Annotated in this window: 8 protein-coding genes, 2 tRNA genes and 3 rRNA genes; 4 read left to right on the top strand and 9 right to left on the bottom strand. The window is 58.7% G+C overall.

The window, feature by feature from the left end; genetic code table 11:
* Positions 1–82: 82 nt before the first annotated feature.
* The 8 genes from AQ611_RS03655 to AQ611_RS03620 all read right to left on the bottom strand — a co-directional run bounded on the left by AQ611_RS03655 (position 83) and on the right by AQ611_RS03620 (position 10,874).
* Positions 83–1,756, bottom strand: coding sequence for a long-chain fatty acid--CoA ligase (locus AQ611_RS03655; protein ID WP_059515746.1), 1,674 nt, complete (start codon positions 1,754–1,756; stop codon positions 83–85).
* Between the two features lie 183 nt (positions 1,757–1,939).
* Positions 1,940–4,015 carry a molybdopterin-containing oxidoreductase family protein gene (locus AQ611_RS03650; RefSeq protein ID WP_069233741.1) on the bottom strand — a complete coding sequence of 692 codons (2,076 nt, stop codon included), beginning with the start codon at positions 4,013–4,015 and terminating at the stop codon, positions 1,940–1,942.
* 407 nt (positions 4,016–4,422) lie between these two features.
* A 5S ribosomal RNA gene (gene rrf / locus AQ611_RS03645) occupies positions 4,423–4,535 on the bottom strand.
* A 114-nt stretch (positions 4,536–4,649) separates the two neighbouring features.
* A 23S ribosomal RNA gene (locus AQ611_RS03640) occupies positions 4,650–7,529 on the bottom strand.
* A gap of 283 nt (positions 7,530–7,812) precedes the next feature.
* Positions 7,813–7,888 (bottom strand) — tRNA-Ala (locus AQ611_RS03635).
* A 37-nt stretch (positions 7,889–7,925) separates the two neighbouring features.
* A tRNA-Ile gene (locus AQ611_RS03630) sits at positions 7,926–8,002 on the bottom strand.
* Between the two features lie 61 nt (positions 8,003–8,063).
* Positions 8,064–9,594 (bottom strand): 16S ribosomal RNA (locus AQ611_RS03625).
* The 16S, 23S and 5S rRNA genes sit together here with 2 tRNA genes alongside, the layout of an rRNA operon.
* A 503-nt stretch (positions 9,595–10,097) precedes the next feature.
* Positions 10,098–10,874, bottom strand: a complete 777-nt coding sequence (locus AQ611_RS03620; RefSeq protein ID WP_069233740.1) for an enoyl-CoA hydratase — start codon at positions 10,872–10,874, stop codon at positions 10,098–10,100.
* Positions 10,875–11,003: 129 nt separating this feature from the next.
* On the opposite strand from AQ611_RS03620, the gene paaN reads away from it, so the two are divergent.
* From paaN to paaK, 4 genes are all read left to right on the top strand, one after another.
* Positions 11,004–12,710, top strand: a complete 1,707-nt coding sequence (gene paaN / locus AQ611_RS03615; RefSeq protein ID WP_069233739.1) for a phenylacetic acid degradation protein PaaN — start codon at positions 11,004–11,006, stop codon at positions 12,708–12,710.
* 97 nt (positions 12,711–12,807) lie between these two features.
* Positions 12,808–13,599, top strand: a complete 792-nt coding sequence (gene paaG, locus AQ611_RS03610) for a 2-(1,2-epoxy-1,2-dihydrophenyl)acetyl-CoA isomerase PaaG (protein WP_069233738.1) — start codon at positions 12,808–12,810, stop codon at positions 13,597–13,599.
* A gap of 67 nt (positions 13,600–13,666) precedes the next feature.
* Positions 13,667–14,059 carry a hydroxyphenylacetyl-CoA thioesterase PaaI gene (paaI, locus tag AQ611_RS03605; RefSeq protein WP_082712184.1) on the top strand — a complete coding sequence of 131 codons (393 nt, stop codon included), beginning with the start codon at positions 13,667–13,669 and terminating at the stop codon, positions 14,057–14,059.
* 43 nt (positions 14,060–14,102) lie between these two features.
* The gene (paaK, locus tag AQ611_RS03600; protein WP_069233736.1) at positions 14,103–15,401 is read left to right on the top strand and encodes a phenylacetate--CoA ligase PaaK; all 1,299 of its coding nucleotides are present in this window, start codon (positions 14,103–14,105) and stop codon (positions 15,399–15,401) included.
* 254 nt (positions 15,402–15,655) lie between these two features.
* On the opposite strand, the gene mltA is transcribed toward paaK, so the two are convergent.
* Complete coding sequence (gene mltA, locus AQ611_RS03595; RefSeq protein WP_083237218.1) at positions 15,656–16,771, bottom strand: murein transglycosylase A; 1,116 nt, start codon at positions 16,769–16,771, stop codon at positions 15,656–15,658.
* Positions 16,772–16,793: the final 22 nt, after the last annotated feature.

The raw sequence follows: 16,793 nt of genomic DNA, 5'->3' as shown, positions 1-16,793 counted from the left end.
GATCGTGCCCGAAAACGAATGCGCCGCCCCACACGCGCGGCACACAATGAGCCGCTCAACGACGCGCGGCACGCGGCGCTTGTCACGCCTTGCCGTCACGTAACTCGCGACGCAGAATCTTGCCGACGTTGGTCTTCGGCAGCTCAGTGCGGAATTCGACGTATTTGGGCCGCTTATAGCCGGTCAGGCGCTCCTTGCAGTAAGCGAGAATTTCCTTGTCCGTGAGCGCCGGGTCCTTTTTCACGACGAACAGCTTCACCGCTTCGCCCGAATGCTCGTCGGGCACGCCGACGGCCGCCACCTCGAACACGCCCGGATGCGACGCAACCACATCCTCCACCTCGTTCGGGTACACGTTGAAGCCCGATACGAGAATCATGTCCTTTTTCCGGTCGACGATCTTCACGTAGCCGCGCTCGTCCATCACACCGATGTCGCCCGTCTTGAAGAAGCCGTCCGGCATCATTACCTGCGCGGTTTCGTCCGGCCGATTCCAGTAACCCGCCATCACCTGCGGGCCGCGAATGCAGATCTCGCCGGGCTGGCCGAGCGCGACGTCGGTGCCGGCATCGTCGCGGATCGCGATTTCGGTCGACGGCAACGGCAAACCGATCGTGCCGCTGTATTCGGTTGCCGTGACCGGATTGCAGGTTGCGACGGGCGACGTTTCCGACAACCCGTAGCCTTCGACGATCGGCGTTTTCGTCTTTTCGTACCAGCGTTTCGCCACGCTTTCCTGAACCGCCATACCACCCGCATTGGCGACCGCGAGCTTCGAGAAATCGAGCTGGTCGAAGTCCGGGTGATTCAACAGGGCGTTATAAAGCGTATTGACGGCCGGAAACGTGATGATCTGGATACCTTTTAGTTCCTTGATCGTGCCCGCGATGTCGCGCGGATTCGGAATCAGGATGCCGGTGCCGCCCGTGCGCAAGGTCAGCAGCCCGCAAACGGTCAGCGCGAACACGTGATAGAGCGGCAACGCAACCACGGTATTGAACTGCGTCACTTCCGGACGCAGCGTGTAGGCCGGCTGATGCCAAGCCTGCGCCTGCAACACGTTCGCGACGATATTGCGGTGTAGCAGCGTCGCCCCCTTCGCCACGCCGGTCGTGCCGCCCGTGTACTGCAGGAACGCGACGTCGTCCGGCTTCAGCTTGGCCGGCTTGAAACTCTGCTTGGCGCCTTCGGCAAGCGCCGCATTGAAGCGCGTAAACGATGGCAGGTGCCACGCCGGCACCAACTTCTTTACGCGGCGCACGACATAATTGACGATCAAGCCCTTGAAACCGAGCAGATCGCCCATCGCCGCGACGACGACGTGCTTGACCGACGTGCCGGCAATCACCGCCTGCAGCGTCGTTGCGAAATTCTCGAGGATCACGATCGCTTGCGCGCCGCTGTCCTTGAGCTGATGTTCAAGCTCGCGCGGCGTGTAGAGCGGATTGACGTTGACGACCGTATAACCCGCGCGCAGCACTGCCGCGATCGTCACCGGGTATTGCAGCACGTTCGGCATCATGATCGCGATCCGCGCGCCCGGCGCAAGCCCGCGCGACTGAAACCACGCGCCGAGCTTTTGCGATAGCGCGTCGAGTTCGCCATAAGTGATCGCCTTGCCCATGCAAATAAAGGCTTGCCGTTCGCGATAGAGGCGAAAGCTTTCTTCGAGCAGATCAGGAACGGACGAATACGGGGACGCGTCAATTTCGGCTGGCACGCCGGGGGGATACGACTTCAGCCAAATCTTCTCCATGCAACGCGTCTCCAGGCTCATTTTTCGAATGGTCGTGCTAAAAATTGCATCGTAGCCGGTCGGTCCCTCGGAGACAATCCAGTTAGACACTCCTTTCCAACTTTGCCAACGCTGCCGGGCGGGGGCGGCGTGCGGCGTCGTTCGATCATCCGGTGCGTCTTTTCCGCGGTTTTCCCCCACCCTTTACACACGCTCCACCTCGACCAGGCAATCGTAGAACGTCGCGCCGCGCCCGAGATCGGTCAACGCCTGGCTCGTCACTTGATTCGCGTTCCGTCCGTCTGGCGCAAGCTTCCTCCACCAGATCGATAAGCCGACGACGAGCCCTTCGCGCGCGCGCTCGGTTACCCGCGCCTTCGCCTGCAACGAGCCGCGGTCATTGAAGATCCGCACGATATCGCCTTCTTCGATGCCGCGCCGTATAGCATCAGCTGGGTGAATGTCGAGATAAGGCTCGCCTTCAACCGAACGCAAGCTCGCGACGTTGACGAACGTACTATTTAGAAAATGACGGGCCGGCGGGGAAATCATCGCGAGCGGATAGCGGGCTGCCAGTTCCGGCGCGCCGTCTGCCGATTCATAAGGCGGCAAATAGTCGGGCACCGGATCGAGCCCCATCTGTGCGAGACGTGCGCTGTAAAATTCGCATTTCCCGGATGGCGTCCGGAAGCCGCCGTTCGCAAACGGCGCATCGGCGAGCTTCAGCTTGATCCAGCGCGCCTGCTTGAGCGTATCCCAATCACTTTGCAGCGACGGATCATTCCAGTGCAGCGATGCGCGTGCGAGTGTTTCATCGTCTTCATACAGTGCGGGCTCGTCGAGTCCCATTCGGCGCGCGATACCGCGAAAGATCTCGGTATTCGGCCGGGCTTCGCCAACCGGCTCAATCGATGGCAAATTCGCCATCACATACGTGTGGCCATACGATTTATGGACATCGAGATGTTCGAGCTGCGACGTTGCCGGCAACACAAGATCGGCGTAGTCAGCCGTATCTGTCTTGAAATGCTCGAGAACGATCGTGAACAAATCTTCTCGCGCAAAACCCGCGCCCACTTTGCCGGAATCGGGCGCCACCGCCACCGGGTTCGAATTGTAGACGATGATCGCCTCTATCTTCGGACCGAAATCCTCTCCGCCCGGATGCAACAACGCATCGCCAATTGCATTCATATTGATCGAACGTGGTAGCTTGTTCGGCCAACCAGGCAGTAAATCCGGACGTCTGAGCGCCGCATGGTTAATCGGCGCCCATTCGGCCGAAGACAACAGCAGGCCGCCCGCGCGCTCCCGCCATGCACCGGTGAGCGCGGGCAGCGAAGCGATCGCGCGTACCGCGTTGCCACCACCCCGTGCGCGTTGCATGCCGTAGTTCAGACGAATAGAGGCCTTGCGCGTGCGGCCGTAAATACGGGCTAGTTCGATGATTTCCGACGCAGTTATCCCGCAGATCTGCGCGACTCGCTCCGGAGAGTAACTCATCGCACGCGCCTTCAACGCGTCGAAACCGAGCGTGTGATCGCGAATAAAATCATGATCGAGGAGTTCCTCGCCGATCAGCACGTGCATCATGCCAAGCGCGAGCGCGCCGTCCGTGCCCGGTTTCAGCGCGATGTGGCGATGGCATTTTTCGGCCGTCAGCGACCGGTACGGATCGATCGCGATCAATTGCGCCCCCCGACGTTTGGCTTCTTGAGCGCGCGTCCAAAAATGCAGATTCGACGCGATTGGGTTAGCCCCCCAAATCAAAATCAATTCGCTTTCTTCGTAAAACTCGACATGCATGCCGATACTGGCACCGTAGGTATACTGAAGTCCTGCGGCACCCGCAGCCGAGCAGATCGTCCGTTCGAGCAGTGACGCGCCCAAAACATTAAAAAAACGCTGAGCGATACTTTCGCCTTGAATCAGCCCCATCGTTCCGGCATAGCTATAAGGTACGATCGCTTCCGGAGCGCGGCGTGCGATTTCCGAGAGCCGTTCGGCCGCCAGCTCGTTCGCTGCCTCCCAGCTAATCGGCTCAAAGCGCCCTTCTCCTTTCCGTCCCACTCGCTTGAGCGGTACGGTCAGTCGCTCCGGATGATGAACGCGCTCAGCGTATCGGCTCACCTTCGTGCATAGGGCGCCTTGAGTGGGCGCATGATCCGGATCTCCCGTAACCTTGACCGCTCGACCGTTCTCGACGGTGACACGCATTGCACAGGTATCTGGACAGTCATGCGGGCAAACAGCACGAGCGATTTGGATTGGGGCGGACATGTTTTATCGACTCAGTTTCTGTGGGTCCGGCGATTTTACGCTTTGAACTTACTAAATTTCGGGTTCCAGGTAAGCGGCAGCGAAATCTTGACCTGCCCGCGAGCGCACCATGCGAGTCAGAAGCGAATAGATTCTGTTTCGGAGCAGAAGACGGGACCTTGAAGCAGCGCTTGACGAAAGAGCCAGCCATCGGGTTTCTGGAGGGAGCCGAGGCAGATATGCCGGTGAAGGGGCCATGCAGGAAACCCGGCTTCAGTGGCGCGTCGTCTGTACCTGGCACGCGAAGCGCGGCGGCATGGTGATCTCGGAAGCGCTGGGGCGATGAGGGGGGGTTTGTGGAGCTTGAAGAGTTTGAGGGCGTAAAAGCAAAAACCCCCGCTGGGTAGGCGGGGGTTTTTTAAGGGGGAGCCTGACGATTACCTACTTTCACACGGGGATCCGCACTATCATCGGCGTGGAGTCGTTTCACGGTCCTGTTCGGGATGGGAAGGGGTGGGACCGACTCGCTATGGTCATCAGGCAAAGCGGGTTGTTGCGTTGCTTCGCAGCGCAACCAATCTTGGAAGAAGCAGTAATCTTGGGTTGTGCGTATCGCACACGAGAATCAACAAGTTCTGTAAGACAGACTTGTTATAGGATCAAGCCTTACGGGCAATTAGTATCGGTTAGCTGAACGCATTACTGCGCGTACACACCCGACCTATCAACGTCCTGGTCTCGAACGACCCTTCAAGGGGATCAAGTCCCCGGGGATATCTCATCTTAAGGCGAGTTTCCCGCTTAGATGCTTTCAGCGGTTATCTCTTCCGAACATAGCTACCCGGCGATGCCACTGGCGTGACAACCGGTACACCAGAGGTTCGTCCACTCCGGTCCTCTCGTACTAGGAGCAGCCCCCTTCAAATATCCAACGCCCACGGCAGATAGGGACCAAACTGTCTCACGACGTTTTAAACCCAGCTCACGTACCTCTTTAAATGGCGAACAGCCATACCCTTGGGACCGGCTACAGCCCCAGGATGAGATGAGCCGACATCGAGGTGCCAAACACCGCCGTCGATATGAACTCTTGGGCGGTATCAGCCTGTTATCCCCAGAGTACCTTTTATCCGTTGAGCGATGGCCCTTCCATACAGAACCACCGGATCACTATGACCTGCTTTCGCACCTGCTCGACTTGTCGGTCTCGCAGTTAAGCACGCTTATGCCATTGCACTATCAGCACGATTTCCGACCGTACCTAGCGTACCTTCGTACTCCTCCGTTACGCTTTGGGAGGAGACCGCCCCAGTCAAACTGCCTACCATGCACTGTCCCCGACCCGGATCACGGGCCAAGGTTAGAACCTCAAACAAACCAGGGTGGTATTTCAAGGACGGCTCCACCGAAACTAGCGTTCCGGTTTCATAGCCTCCCACCTATCCTACACAGATCGGTTCAAAGTCCAATGCAAAGCTACAGTAAAGGTTCATGGGGTCTTTCCGTCTAGCCGCGGGTAGATTGCATCATCACAAACACTTCAACTTCGCTGAGTCTCGGGAGGAGACAGTGTGGCCATCGTTACGCCATTCGTGCAGGTCGGAACTTACCCGACAAGGAATTTCGCTACCTTAGGACCGTTATAGTTACGGCCGCCGTTTACCGGGACTTCAATCAAGAGCTTGCACCCCATCATTTAATCTTCCGGCACCGGGCAGGCGTCACACCCTATACGTCCACTTTCGTGTTTGCAGAGTGCTGTGTTTTTATTAAACAGTCGCAGCCACCAGTTTATTGCAACCCCTTCACCCTTCTGGCGCAGGCCAGTCAAGCTACCAGGGCGTACCTTATCCCGAAGTTACGGTACCAATTTGCCGAGTTCCTTCTCCCGAGTTCTCTCAAGCGCCTTAGAATACTCATCTCGCCCACCTGTGTCGGTTTGCGGTACGGTCATCGTTAGACTGAAGCTTAGAGGCTTTTCTTGGAACCACTTCCAATTGCTTCGCGACCGAAGTCGCTCGCGCCACACCCTTGAATCCTGCGCCCGGATTTGCCTAAGCGCCTTCTCCAATGCAGCGACCGGGACGTCCAACACCCGGACAACCTTCCGCGATCCGTCCCCCCATCGCATCTAACGACGGTGCAGGAATATTGACCTGCTTCCCATCAGCTACGCATTTCTGCCTCGCCTTAGGGGCCGACTCACCCTACGCCGATGAACGTTGCGTAGGAAACCTTGGGCTTACGGCGAGGGGGCCTTTCACCCCCTTTATCGCTACTCATGTCAGCATTCGCACTTCCGATACCTCCAGCACCCTTTACAAGGCACCTTCGCAGGCTTACGGAACGCTCTCCTACCATGCGAGCAAGCTCGCATCCGCAGCTTCGGTATATGGCTTAGCCCCGTTACATCTTCCGCGCAGGACGACTCGATCAGTGAGCTATTACGCTTTCTTTAAAGGGTGGCTGCTTCTAAGCCAACCTCCTGACTGTTTTAGCCTTCCCACTTCGTTTCCCACTTAGCCATATTTGGGGACCTTAGCTGGCGGTCTGGGTTGTTTCCCTCTTGACACCGGACGTTAGCACCCGATGTCTGTCTCCCGTGATTGCACTCTTCGGTATTCGGAGTTTGCTATGGCGGGGTAATCTGCAATAGACCCCCCAACCATGACAGTGCTCTACCCCCGAAGGTGAGACACGAGGCACTACCTAAATAGTTTTCGGAGAGAACCAGCTATTTCCAGGTTTGTTTAGCCTTTCACCCCTATCCACAGCTCATCCCCTAACTTTTCAACGTTAGTGGGTTCGGACCTCCAGTACGTGTTACCGCACCTTCATCCTGGCCATGGATAGATCACCTGGTTTCGGGTCTACGCCCAGCAACTGAACGCCCTATTCGGACTCGCTTTCGCTACGCCTGCCCTATTCGGTTAAGCTTGCTACTGAACGTAAGTCGCTGACCCATTATACAAAAGGTACGCCGTCACCCCTTACGAGGCTCCGACTGTTTGTATGCATGCGGTTTCAGGATCTATTTCACTCCCCTCCCGGGGTTCTTTTCGCCTTTCCCTCACGGTACTGGTTCACTATCGGTCGATCACGAGTATTTAGCCTTGGAGGATGGTCCCCCCATCTTCAGACAGGATTTCACGTGTCCCGCCCTACTTGTCGTACACCTAGTTCTTTCATACTGTTTTCGCCTACAGGGCTATCACCTGCTATGGCCGCACTTTCCAGAGCGTTCGGCTAACAATACAAATAAAGAGTACAGGCTCTTCCCATTTCGCTCGCCACTACTTTGGGAATCTCGGTTGATTTCTTTTCCTGCGGTTACTTAGATGTTTCAGTTCACCGCGTTCGCCTCACATGACCTATGGATTCAGTCATGGATACTCCATCAGGAGTGGGTTTCCCCATTCGGACATCCCCGGATCAAAGCTTGTTTGCCAGCTCCCCGGGGCTTTTCGCAGGCTACCGCGTCCTTCATCGCCTGTGATCGCCAAGGCATCCACCACATGCACTTGTTCGCTTGACCCTATAACGAGTCTGTCTCGTTACAGGTTGAGTTCTCGCGTTGTGCCGTATTCCAAATTGAGCCGAACAATGAAGTTCGAATCATCTTGAGATACATCGATACAATCACAACCCGGATAGTTTCCACGTCCATCTCATAAGACGCTTCCGCTATCCAAATTACTTACTTCTTCCTGATTGTTAAAGAACGACAGCCGATACAGTTGCCTGCATCACTCTGACTGGCTCAATCGCCAATGCGAAGCATTCGCTGATCGGTTCAGCAAACCCTTGGCATTGAGGATTGGTGGAGGCAGACGGGATCGAACCGACGACCCCCTGCTTGCAAAGCAGGTGCTCTCCCAGCTGAGCTATGCCCCCATACAGAGACCTCTCAGGCTTCCTTGTCCAGACAACTTGGTGGGTCTGGTTGGATTCGAACCAACGACCCCCGCCTTATCAAGACGGTGCTCTAACCGACTGAGCTACAGACCCCTGAGTCTGTCTTAATCAACAGCCGATAAGCGTGAGCGCTTCACTTCGCGGTAAGCTCGAGAAAGGAGGTGATCCAGCCGCACCTTCCGATACGGCTACCTTGTTACGACTTCACCCCAGTCATGAATCCTACCGTGGTGACCGTCCTCCTTGCGGTTAGACTAGCCACTTCTGGTAAAACCCACTCCCATGGTGTGACGGGCGGTGTGTACAAGACCCGGGAACGTATTCACCGCGGCATGCTGATCCGCGATTACTAGCGATTCCAGCTTCATGCACTCGAGTTGCAGAGTGCAATCCGGACTACGATCGGTTTTCTGGGATTGGCTCCCCCTCGCGGGTTGGCGACCCTCTGTTCCGACCATTGTATGACGTGTGAAGCCCTACCCATAAGGGCCATGAGGACTTGACGTCATCCCCACCTTCCTCCGGTTTGTCACCGGCAGTCTCCCTAGAGTGCTCTTGCGTAGCAACTAAGGACAAGGGTTGCGCTCGTTGCGGGACTTAACCCAACATCTCACGACACGAGCTGACGACAGCCATGCAGCACCTGTGCGCCGGTTCTCTTTCGAGCACGCCCAACTCTCATCGGGCTTCCGACCATGTCAAGGGTAGGTAAGGTTTTTCGCGTTGCATCGAATTAATCCACATCATCCACCGCTTGTGCGGGTCCCCGTCAATTCCTTTGAGTTTTAATCTTGCGACCGTACTCCCCAGGCGGTCAACTTCACGCGTTAGCTACGTTACTAAGGAAATGAATCCCCAACAACTAGTTGACATCGTTTAGGGCGTGGACTACCAGGGTATCTAATCCTGTTTGCTCCCCACGCTTTCGTGCATGAGCGTCAGTATTGGCCCAGGGGGCTGCCTTCGCCATCGGTATTCCTCCACATCTCTACGCATTTCACTGCTACACGTGGAATTCTACCCCCCTCTGCCATACTCTAGCCTGCCAGTCACCAATGCAGTTCCCAGGTTGAGCCCGGGGATTTCACATCGGTCTTAGCAAACCGCCTGCGCACGCTTTACGCCCAGTAATTCCGATTAACGCTCGCACCCTACGTATTACCGCGGCTGCTGGCACGTAGTTAGCCGGTGCTTATTCTTCCGGTACCGTCATCCCCAACGGTTATTAGCCATTAGGTTTTCTTTCCGGACAAAAGTGCTTTACAACCCGAAGGCCTTCTTCACACACGCGGCATTGCTGGATCAGGGTTGCCCCCATTGTCCAAAATTCCCCACTGCTGCCTCCCGTAGGAGTCTGGGCCGTGTCTCAGTCCCAGTGTGGCTGGTCGTCCTCTCAGACCAGCTACTGATCGTCGCCTTGGTAGGCCTTTACCCCACCAACTAGCTAATCAGCCATCGGCCACCCCTATAGCGCGAGGCCCGAAGGTCCCCCGCTTTCATCCGTAGATCGTATGCGGTATTAATCCGGCTTTCGCCGGGCTATCCCCCACTACAGGATATGTTCCGATGTATTACTCACCCGTTCGCCACTCGCCACCAGGCCGAAGCCCGTGCTGCCGTTCGACTTGCATGTGTAAGGCATGCCGCCAGCGTTCAATCTGAGCCAGGATCAAACTCTTCAGTTCAATGCCTGTTACTGTTTTCGGTTCCGTAGAACCGGTCGCTCACTCAAAGCTGACAGGTTATGAATCTCTTCATTAACCTGACTTACTTTAGTGTGAGACTCTTGATACTTTTGCTTATCCCGGTAAAACCAGGTCCGCTTCCATCAAGCGCCCACACTTATCGGCTGTTCATTGTTAAAGAGCATTTTCTGCCAAGCTTTCCTGCCCGCTCAGCAGCGCTGCGTTGTCAGCAGCAGAGAAGCGAAATTATGAACCCCTTTTCTTCGTCCGTCAACAACTTTTTATCCATCTCGTCGTCGCAAACCCGGGTCCCGCTTCCTGACTCGCTACGCCTACCGCTTCAACTCCCTCTCTAGCAGTCGGCTGCGCTTCCTTCTCTCTCCCCCGCTGTCCGTTTCCGTTTCAGCGAAAGAGGCGTGATTCTAGTCAGGCCCCGCCCTTCGCGCAACCCCTTAGCAAAAAAATTTGCGTCGGCGGCTTTATGCGCGCCGACATCCATGCAATCACCGATGCTTGAACACCGGCTTACGCTTTTCAACGAATGCGGCCATTCCTTCCTTTTGATCTTCAGTGGCAAACAGCGAATGGAATAAGCGTCGCTCGAAATGCACGCCCTCGGCCAACGTCGTCTCGTATGCTCGATTAACCGCTTCCTTCACCATCATCACGGCCGGCAGCGAAAACTCAGCAATCGTCGCGGCAGCGGCAATCGACTCATCCAGCAACTTGTCAGCGGGCAGAATCCGCGAAACCAACCCAGCGCGCTCCGCCTCCTCCGCATCCATGAAACGCGCAGTCAGGCACATGTCCATCGCCTTCGCCTTCGATACCGCACGCGTCAGGCGTTGCGTGCCGCCCGCCCCCGGCATCACGCCAAGCTTGATTTCCGGCTGGCCGAATTTTGCCGTGTCGGCCGCGAAAATGATGTCGCACATCATTGCCAACTCACAGCCGCCGCCCAGCGCAAATCCTGCGACAGCCGCGATGATCGGCTTACGGATCTGCCGCACGGTCTCCCAGTTGCGCGTGATGTAATCGCCTTTGTATGCATCCATGTACGAGTACTTGGCCATCATGCCGATATCGGCGCCAGCAGCGAACGCCTTCTCGCTGCCAGTAATGACGATCGCACCGATTCCCTCATCGGCATCGAACGCCTTCAGCGCAGCGCCCAGTTCGTCCATCAACGCATCGTTCAGCGCGTTCAACGCCTTCGGGCGATTCAACGTAATCAGCCCGACCCGGCCACGCGTCTGCGTCAGGATATTTTCGTAAGCCATCTCTTCCTCCTTGATCAAGGCAGCGCGAAACACCGCGCACACGCAAATAATTTAATGCTACCATTCATCGACCAACCGGTCGGTTAATTAATAACCATCGATCACTTCATCGCACATTAGGCCGCCGTCATGACACACTCCTTGTTCACGAAGCACGAAGCCACGCTGAAGCAAGCCCTTTCCGCGATCGAAACGCGCGGCTATTGGAGCCCGTTTGCCGAAATGCCGAGTCCCAAAGTGTACGGGGAAAGCGCAAACGCAGACGGTGAAGCCGCATTCAAAACGCAGCTCAATCAGCCGTTCACACTCGACCAGCCCGCGTCGGGCGGCACGGTCGGCGCCGAGCAATCGCCATATGGCTTCGCGCTTGGCATTCGATACCCGAAATCGTCCCCCGACGAATTGATCGCCGCAGCCGCAAACGCGCAACCTGCGTGGCGCGCTGCCGGTCCAACCGCCTGGGCAGGTGTCTGCCTCGAAATCCTTGCCCGCCTGAATCGCGCGAGTTTCGAAATCGCATACAGCGTGATGCATACGACCGGCCAAGCATTCATGATGGCGTTCCAGGCAGGTGGACCGCACGCGCAGGACCGTGCACTCGAAGCCGTCGCCTATGCGTGGCAGGAACTGCAGCGCATTCCCGCCGATACGTACTGGGAAAAGCCGCAAGGCAAGAATCCGCCGCTTGCGATGCACAAGCGTTATATGGTCGTGCCGCGCGGCACGGGCCTCGTGCTCGGCTGCTCGACGTTCCCCACGTGGAACGGCTATCCCGGCATGTTCGCCGACCTCGCCACCGGCAACACGGTGATCGTCAAGCCACACCCCGGCGCGATCCTGCCGCTCGCCATCACTGTACGCATCGCGCGCGATACGCTGCGCGACGCGGGCTTCGACCCGAATGTAGTCACGCTGCTCGCCACCGAAGGCGACGACGGCGCTCTCGTTCAGGCGCTCGCGCTGCGCCCCGAAATCAAATTGATCGACTTCACGGGCAGCACGCCGAACGGCAACTGGCTTGAGCGAAACGCCCATCAAGCGCAGGTGTATACCGAGAAAGCGGGCGTCAATCAGATCGTGATCGATTCCGTCGACGATCTGAAAGCCGCCGCGAGAAACATCGCGTTCTCGCTGTCGCTCTACTCGGGGCAGATGTGTACTGCGCCACAAAATATCTACGTACCTCGCGACGGCATTCGCACTGCGGACGGACACATCGGCTTCGACGAAGTCGCGCGGGCAATTGCCGATGCCGTGAAAAAGCTGACCGGCGATCCGGAACGTGCGGTCGAACTCATCGGCGCGCTCCAGAACGAAGGGGTCGCGAAGCGCATCGACGCAGCCCGCAAGCTCGGCTCCGTGCTCGCCGACAGTCAGGCACTCGTTCACCCGGCATTCGCCGGCGCCCGCGTGCGCACACCGCTGGTGCTGCAGCTCGACGCGGCGGACCAGGCGAAGTTCACGCAGGAATGGTTCGGTCCGATCTCGTTCGTCATCGCGACCGATTCGACTGCGCAATCGCTTGACCTCGCTGGTTCGATCGCGGCCGAACACGGCGCGCTCACGCTTTCCGTCTATAGCACGAATGACGCTGTCGTCGATGCGGCGCATGAAGCCGCCGTGCGCGGCGGCGTCGCGCTGTCGATCAACTTGACGAGCGGCGTGTTCGTCAACCAGTCTGCGGCATTTTCGGATTTCCACGGGACTGGCGCCAATCCGGCCGCGAACGCATCGCTGTCCGACGCCGCATTTGTCGCGAACCGCTTTCGCATCGTGCAAAGTCGACACCATGTTGCGCCCAAGGCCGCTCCCGCGGAAGCCGGCCAAACGGCATAGCCCGTTCGGCCAGGCTGTCTATCACGCCGTCGTTCGCTACGATGCATGAATCCCCCGAGAGCCGCGCAAGGCTATCTCGACTGACAGGAGACTTTCGATGTCCTATCAAGCGATTCGTGTCGAAATCGATCGGGCCGCACACGTTGCGACGATCGAACTCAATCGGCCCGACAAGCTCAATAGCTTTACGCGTGCGATGCATGGCGAACTCCAATCGGCATTAAACGATGTGCAAGCCGCGAACGCGCGCGCGTTGATTCTCACCGGCGCGGGACGCGGCTTCTGCGCCGGACAGGATCTCGCCGACCTCGACTCCTCGCCCGACTCGGCAACCGATCTCGGCGCGCTGATCGAAGCGCATTTCAATCCGCTGATCCGCCGGCTACAGGCGCTGCCGCTACCCGTCATCGCAGCCGTCAACGGCACTGCTGCGGGCGCGGGAGCCAATCTCGCATTGGCGTGCGACCTTGTGATCGCGGCTCAATCGAGCAGCTTCATCCAGTCGTTCGTGAAGATCGGCCTCGTTCCCGACTCGGGCGGTACGTGGTTTCTGCCGCAACGCATCGGCCTTGCGCGTGCGCTCGGCCTCGCGTTGACAGGCGAAAAACTCTCTGCCGAGCAGGCTCAGCGCTGGGGACTCATCTGGCGTGTCGTCGACGACGGCGAACTCATCGACACGGTCACCCAGCTTGCCCGGCAACTTGCCCAACAGCCAACGCGCGCCATTGCCGCCATCAAGCAGGCAATGCGCGCGGGCATGACCAACACGCTCGACCAGCAGCTCGACCTCGAACGAGACCTGCAACGCGAGCTGGGGCAATCGCACGACTATTCGGAAGGTGTCCGGGCATTCATCGAAAAGCGCGCGCCCCGATTCGAGGGGCGCTGAGATGACCGGGCATTCCGCAACCGGCGCGCTACCAGCAGAAGCACTCGCCGAAACCGTCGCCCAGGCGATGTATGCCGCCGATACCTGCAGCCGGGCGCTCGGCATCGAACTGCTTGAGGTACGGCCCGGCTATGCGCGCATGCGCATGTCCGTTAGGACTGACTTTCTGAACGGCCACCAGATCTGTCATGGAGGGCTCATCTTTACGTTGGCAGACTCGGCGTTCGCGTTCGCCTGTAACTCATACAACGTCAATACGGTCGCAGCCGGTTGTTCGATCGAATTCCTGCGGCCGGCAGCGGCAGGCGACACGCTGACTGCGGAAGCGAGAGAGCAGGCATTGAATGGGCGACATGGCATCTATGACATTCAGGTAACCAATCAGGCCGGTGAAATTGTCGCAATGTTCCGCGGTAAATCAGCACAAATTGCAGGAACGGTCGTCCCGCGAGATCGATAACATCGTTTTACGCGAACGGCCTATAAAAATATCGGAGACAACCATGCCCCCATCGCTTCCGTTAGAACCCATCGAACAAGCGAGCCGGGACGAATTGCTCGCACTTCAGCTCGAACGGCTCAAATGGTCGCTCGCGCATGCATACGAGCATTCGCCCGTCTACCGTCGCAAATTCGATGCGGCAGGGGTTCATCCGAACGATCTGAAAACGCTCGCCGACTTATCCCGCTTCCCGTTTACGACCAAGCAAGACTTGCGCGACAACTATCCGTTCGGCATGTTCGCCGTGCCGCCCGAGCGGGTCTCGCGCATTCACGCATCGTCGGGCATGACAGGCAAGCCGACCGTGGTCGGCTACACGGCGCGCGACATCGACACGTGGGCCGGCGTCGTCGCGCGGTCTATTCGCGCGGCAGGCGCGCGGCCCGGCGACAAAGTCCATGTCAGTTACGGCTACGGTCTCTTCACAGGCGGCCTCGGCGCGCACTATGGCGCAGAGCGCGCAGGGCTCACCGTCATCCCGTTCGGCGGCGGCCAGACGGAAAAACAGGTGCAGCTCATTCAGGATTTCCGGCCCGACATCATCATGGTGACGCCGAGCTATATGCTGTCGATCGTCGACGAGATGGAGCGACAGCATCTCGATCCTGCCCAGTGCTCGCTACGCATCGGCATCTTCGGTGCCGAGCCATGGACCAACGATATGCGACGGGCGATCGAGCGCCGGGTGGGGATCGACGCCGTCGACATTTACGGGCTGTCTGAAGTGATCGGTCCGGGCGTCGCGTCGGAATGCGTCGAGACGAAAGACGGCCCGACGATCTGGGAAGATCATTTCTATCCGGAGATCATCGATCCGAATACCGGCGAAGCGCTGCCTGATGGTGAATTCGGCGAGCTGGTGTTTACTTCGCTCACCAAGGAGGCGATGCCGATCATTCGTTACCGCACACGCGATCTGACTCGGCTATTGCCAGGCACGGCGCGCACGATGCGACGAATGGACAAAATTACCGGCCGCTGCGATGACATGATGATCGTGCGCGGCGTCAATGTGTTTCCGACTCAGCTCGAAGAACAGCTATTCAAGCAGCACGTATTTGCGCCGCATTATCAGATCGTGCTGACGAAGGACGGGCCGCTCGACGTGCTGACGCTCAATATCGAACCCAATCCGGACATTTCGCCAGACGCGGCCGCGATCGAAGCGGGCCGCCGGGCGCTTGCACATGACATCAAAGCGATGGTCGGCGTGACGGCGATCATCGATGTGCTGCCTGTCGGCGGTATCGAGCGCTCCGTGGGTAAAGCACGCCGTATCGTCGACAAACGTCGGCCGTGAAGCGAGATTTGTCTTTTTGACGAACCTGAACCACGAACCACGAACGCAAAAAATAATCGAGCATTGGACGCGTGAGTCAATAACCGCCGGCTCGCTAACCGCCGGTTCGCGTCGGCAAGGCCCGCCGCCGCGCATCGCATCCAGTCAGGCAAACCAAACCCGCCCCGCCCGGACGCAGCCTCACGCGAAAAACGCGTCGCGTGCCTCTGCCAGCCCCGCCGGCGGGCCGCTCACGCCAGCCGCCACGTCGTCGCTTACGAATTCGGGAAAAGCAGCCACATCCGGCCGACCTGCTTCATCCGCCCAGCCTGATCGCCCGCGTCGTCGCCGAGCCCCCAGAAATAGTCGGCACGCACGCCGCCCTTGATCGCGGTTCCCGTATCCTGCGCGAACACGAGCCGGTTGAGCGGTGCGTTCGTCATCGGCCGCGTCGTCTGCAGGAATACCGGAGTGCCGAGCGGAATCGACGACGGATCGACCGCGATCGACCGCTCGGGCGTGAGCGGCACGCCAAGCGCGCCGACCGGACCGTCCGCGCCGCCTTGCGGAACGGTTTCCTGCGACGGCATTTCACGGAAAAACACGAAGCGCGGATTGGTGTCGAGCAGCGCATCGACCCTGGCCGGGTTCGCGCGCGCCCACGCCTTGATTCCCTGCATCGTCGCCTGTCCGGCGCTGAGTTCGCCACGATCGAGCAGCCATTTGCCGATCGAGCGGTACGGCTGATTGTTCGTGCCGCCATAGCCGACGCGCATTACCGTGCCGTCGTCGAGCACGACCCGTCCGGAACCCTGCACTTGCAGGAAGAACGCTTCGATCGGATCGTCGACCCACACGAGTTCGTTGCCATTCAGCACGCCGGAGCGCATGAGCTGCGCGCGCGCCGGCAGCGGTGCGCCCGCCCGGTAGCCGGCGGGCCAGCGATAGAGCGCGTACTGGTACGGGCCGCGCCTCACCCGCGAACCGCGCAGCAGCGGCTCGTAATAGCCTGTCACGAGACCGTCGAGCGTGCCGTCGTTATTCGCGAACTGGAACGGCGTGAAATACGTCTCGAAGAACGTGCGTGCGCTGCCGACGTCGAGATCGTCGAGCCGCGCAGCCGCGGCGCACGCACGCCGCCAGTTCGGCTGGCGCTCGAGACGGACGCAATTTTGCCGCAGCGCGATCGTCGCGCCGACCAGGCTGTCGTCCTGCCAGCCCGGCACCTGCTGCCATGCCACCGGCGTCAGCCGAGCGGTGGCGATTTGCCCCGGCACGATCGCGGCGCCTGTCGGCGGCTTCGTGCGCACCGGCGAGCCGCCGCATGCCGCCAGAAGCACGGCGGCCGCCGCAGCAGCCGCCCACCCGGCAAACCGCCGGCTAAAACTCATACAATGTTCTTTGTTGATGGAA

Source organism: Burkholderia singularis (assembly GCF_001718875.1).
In the GTDB taxonomy this organism is placed as follows: domain Bacteria; phylum Pseudomonadota; class Gammaproteobacteria; order Burkholderiales; family Burkholderiaceae; genus Burkholderia; species Burkholderia singularis.
The sequence above is the reverse complement of the archived record's forward strand: the minus strand, read 5'-3'. Positions and strand labels throughout refer to the sequence as shown.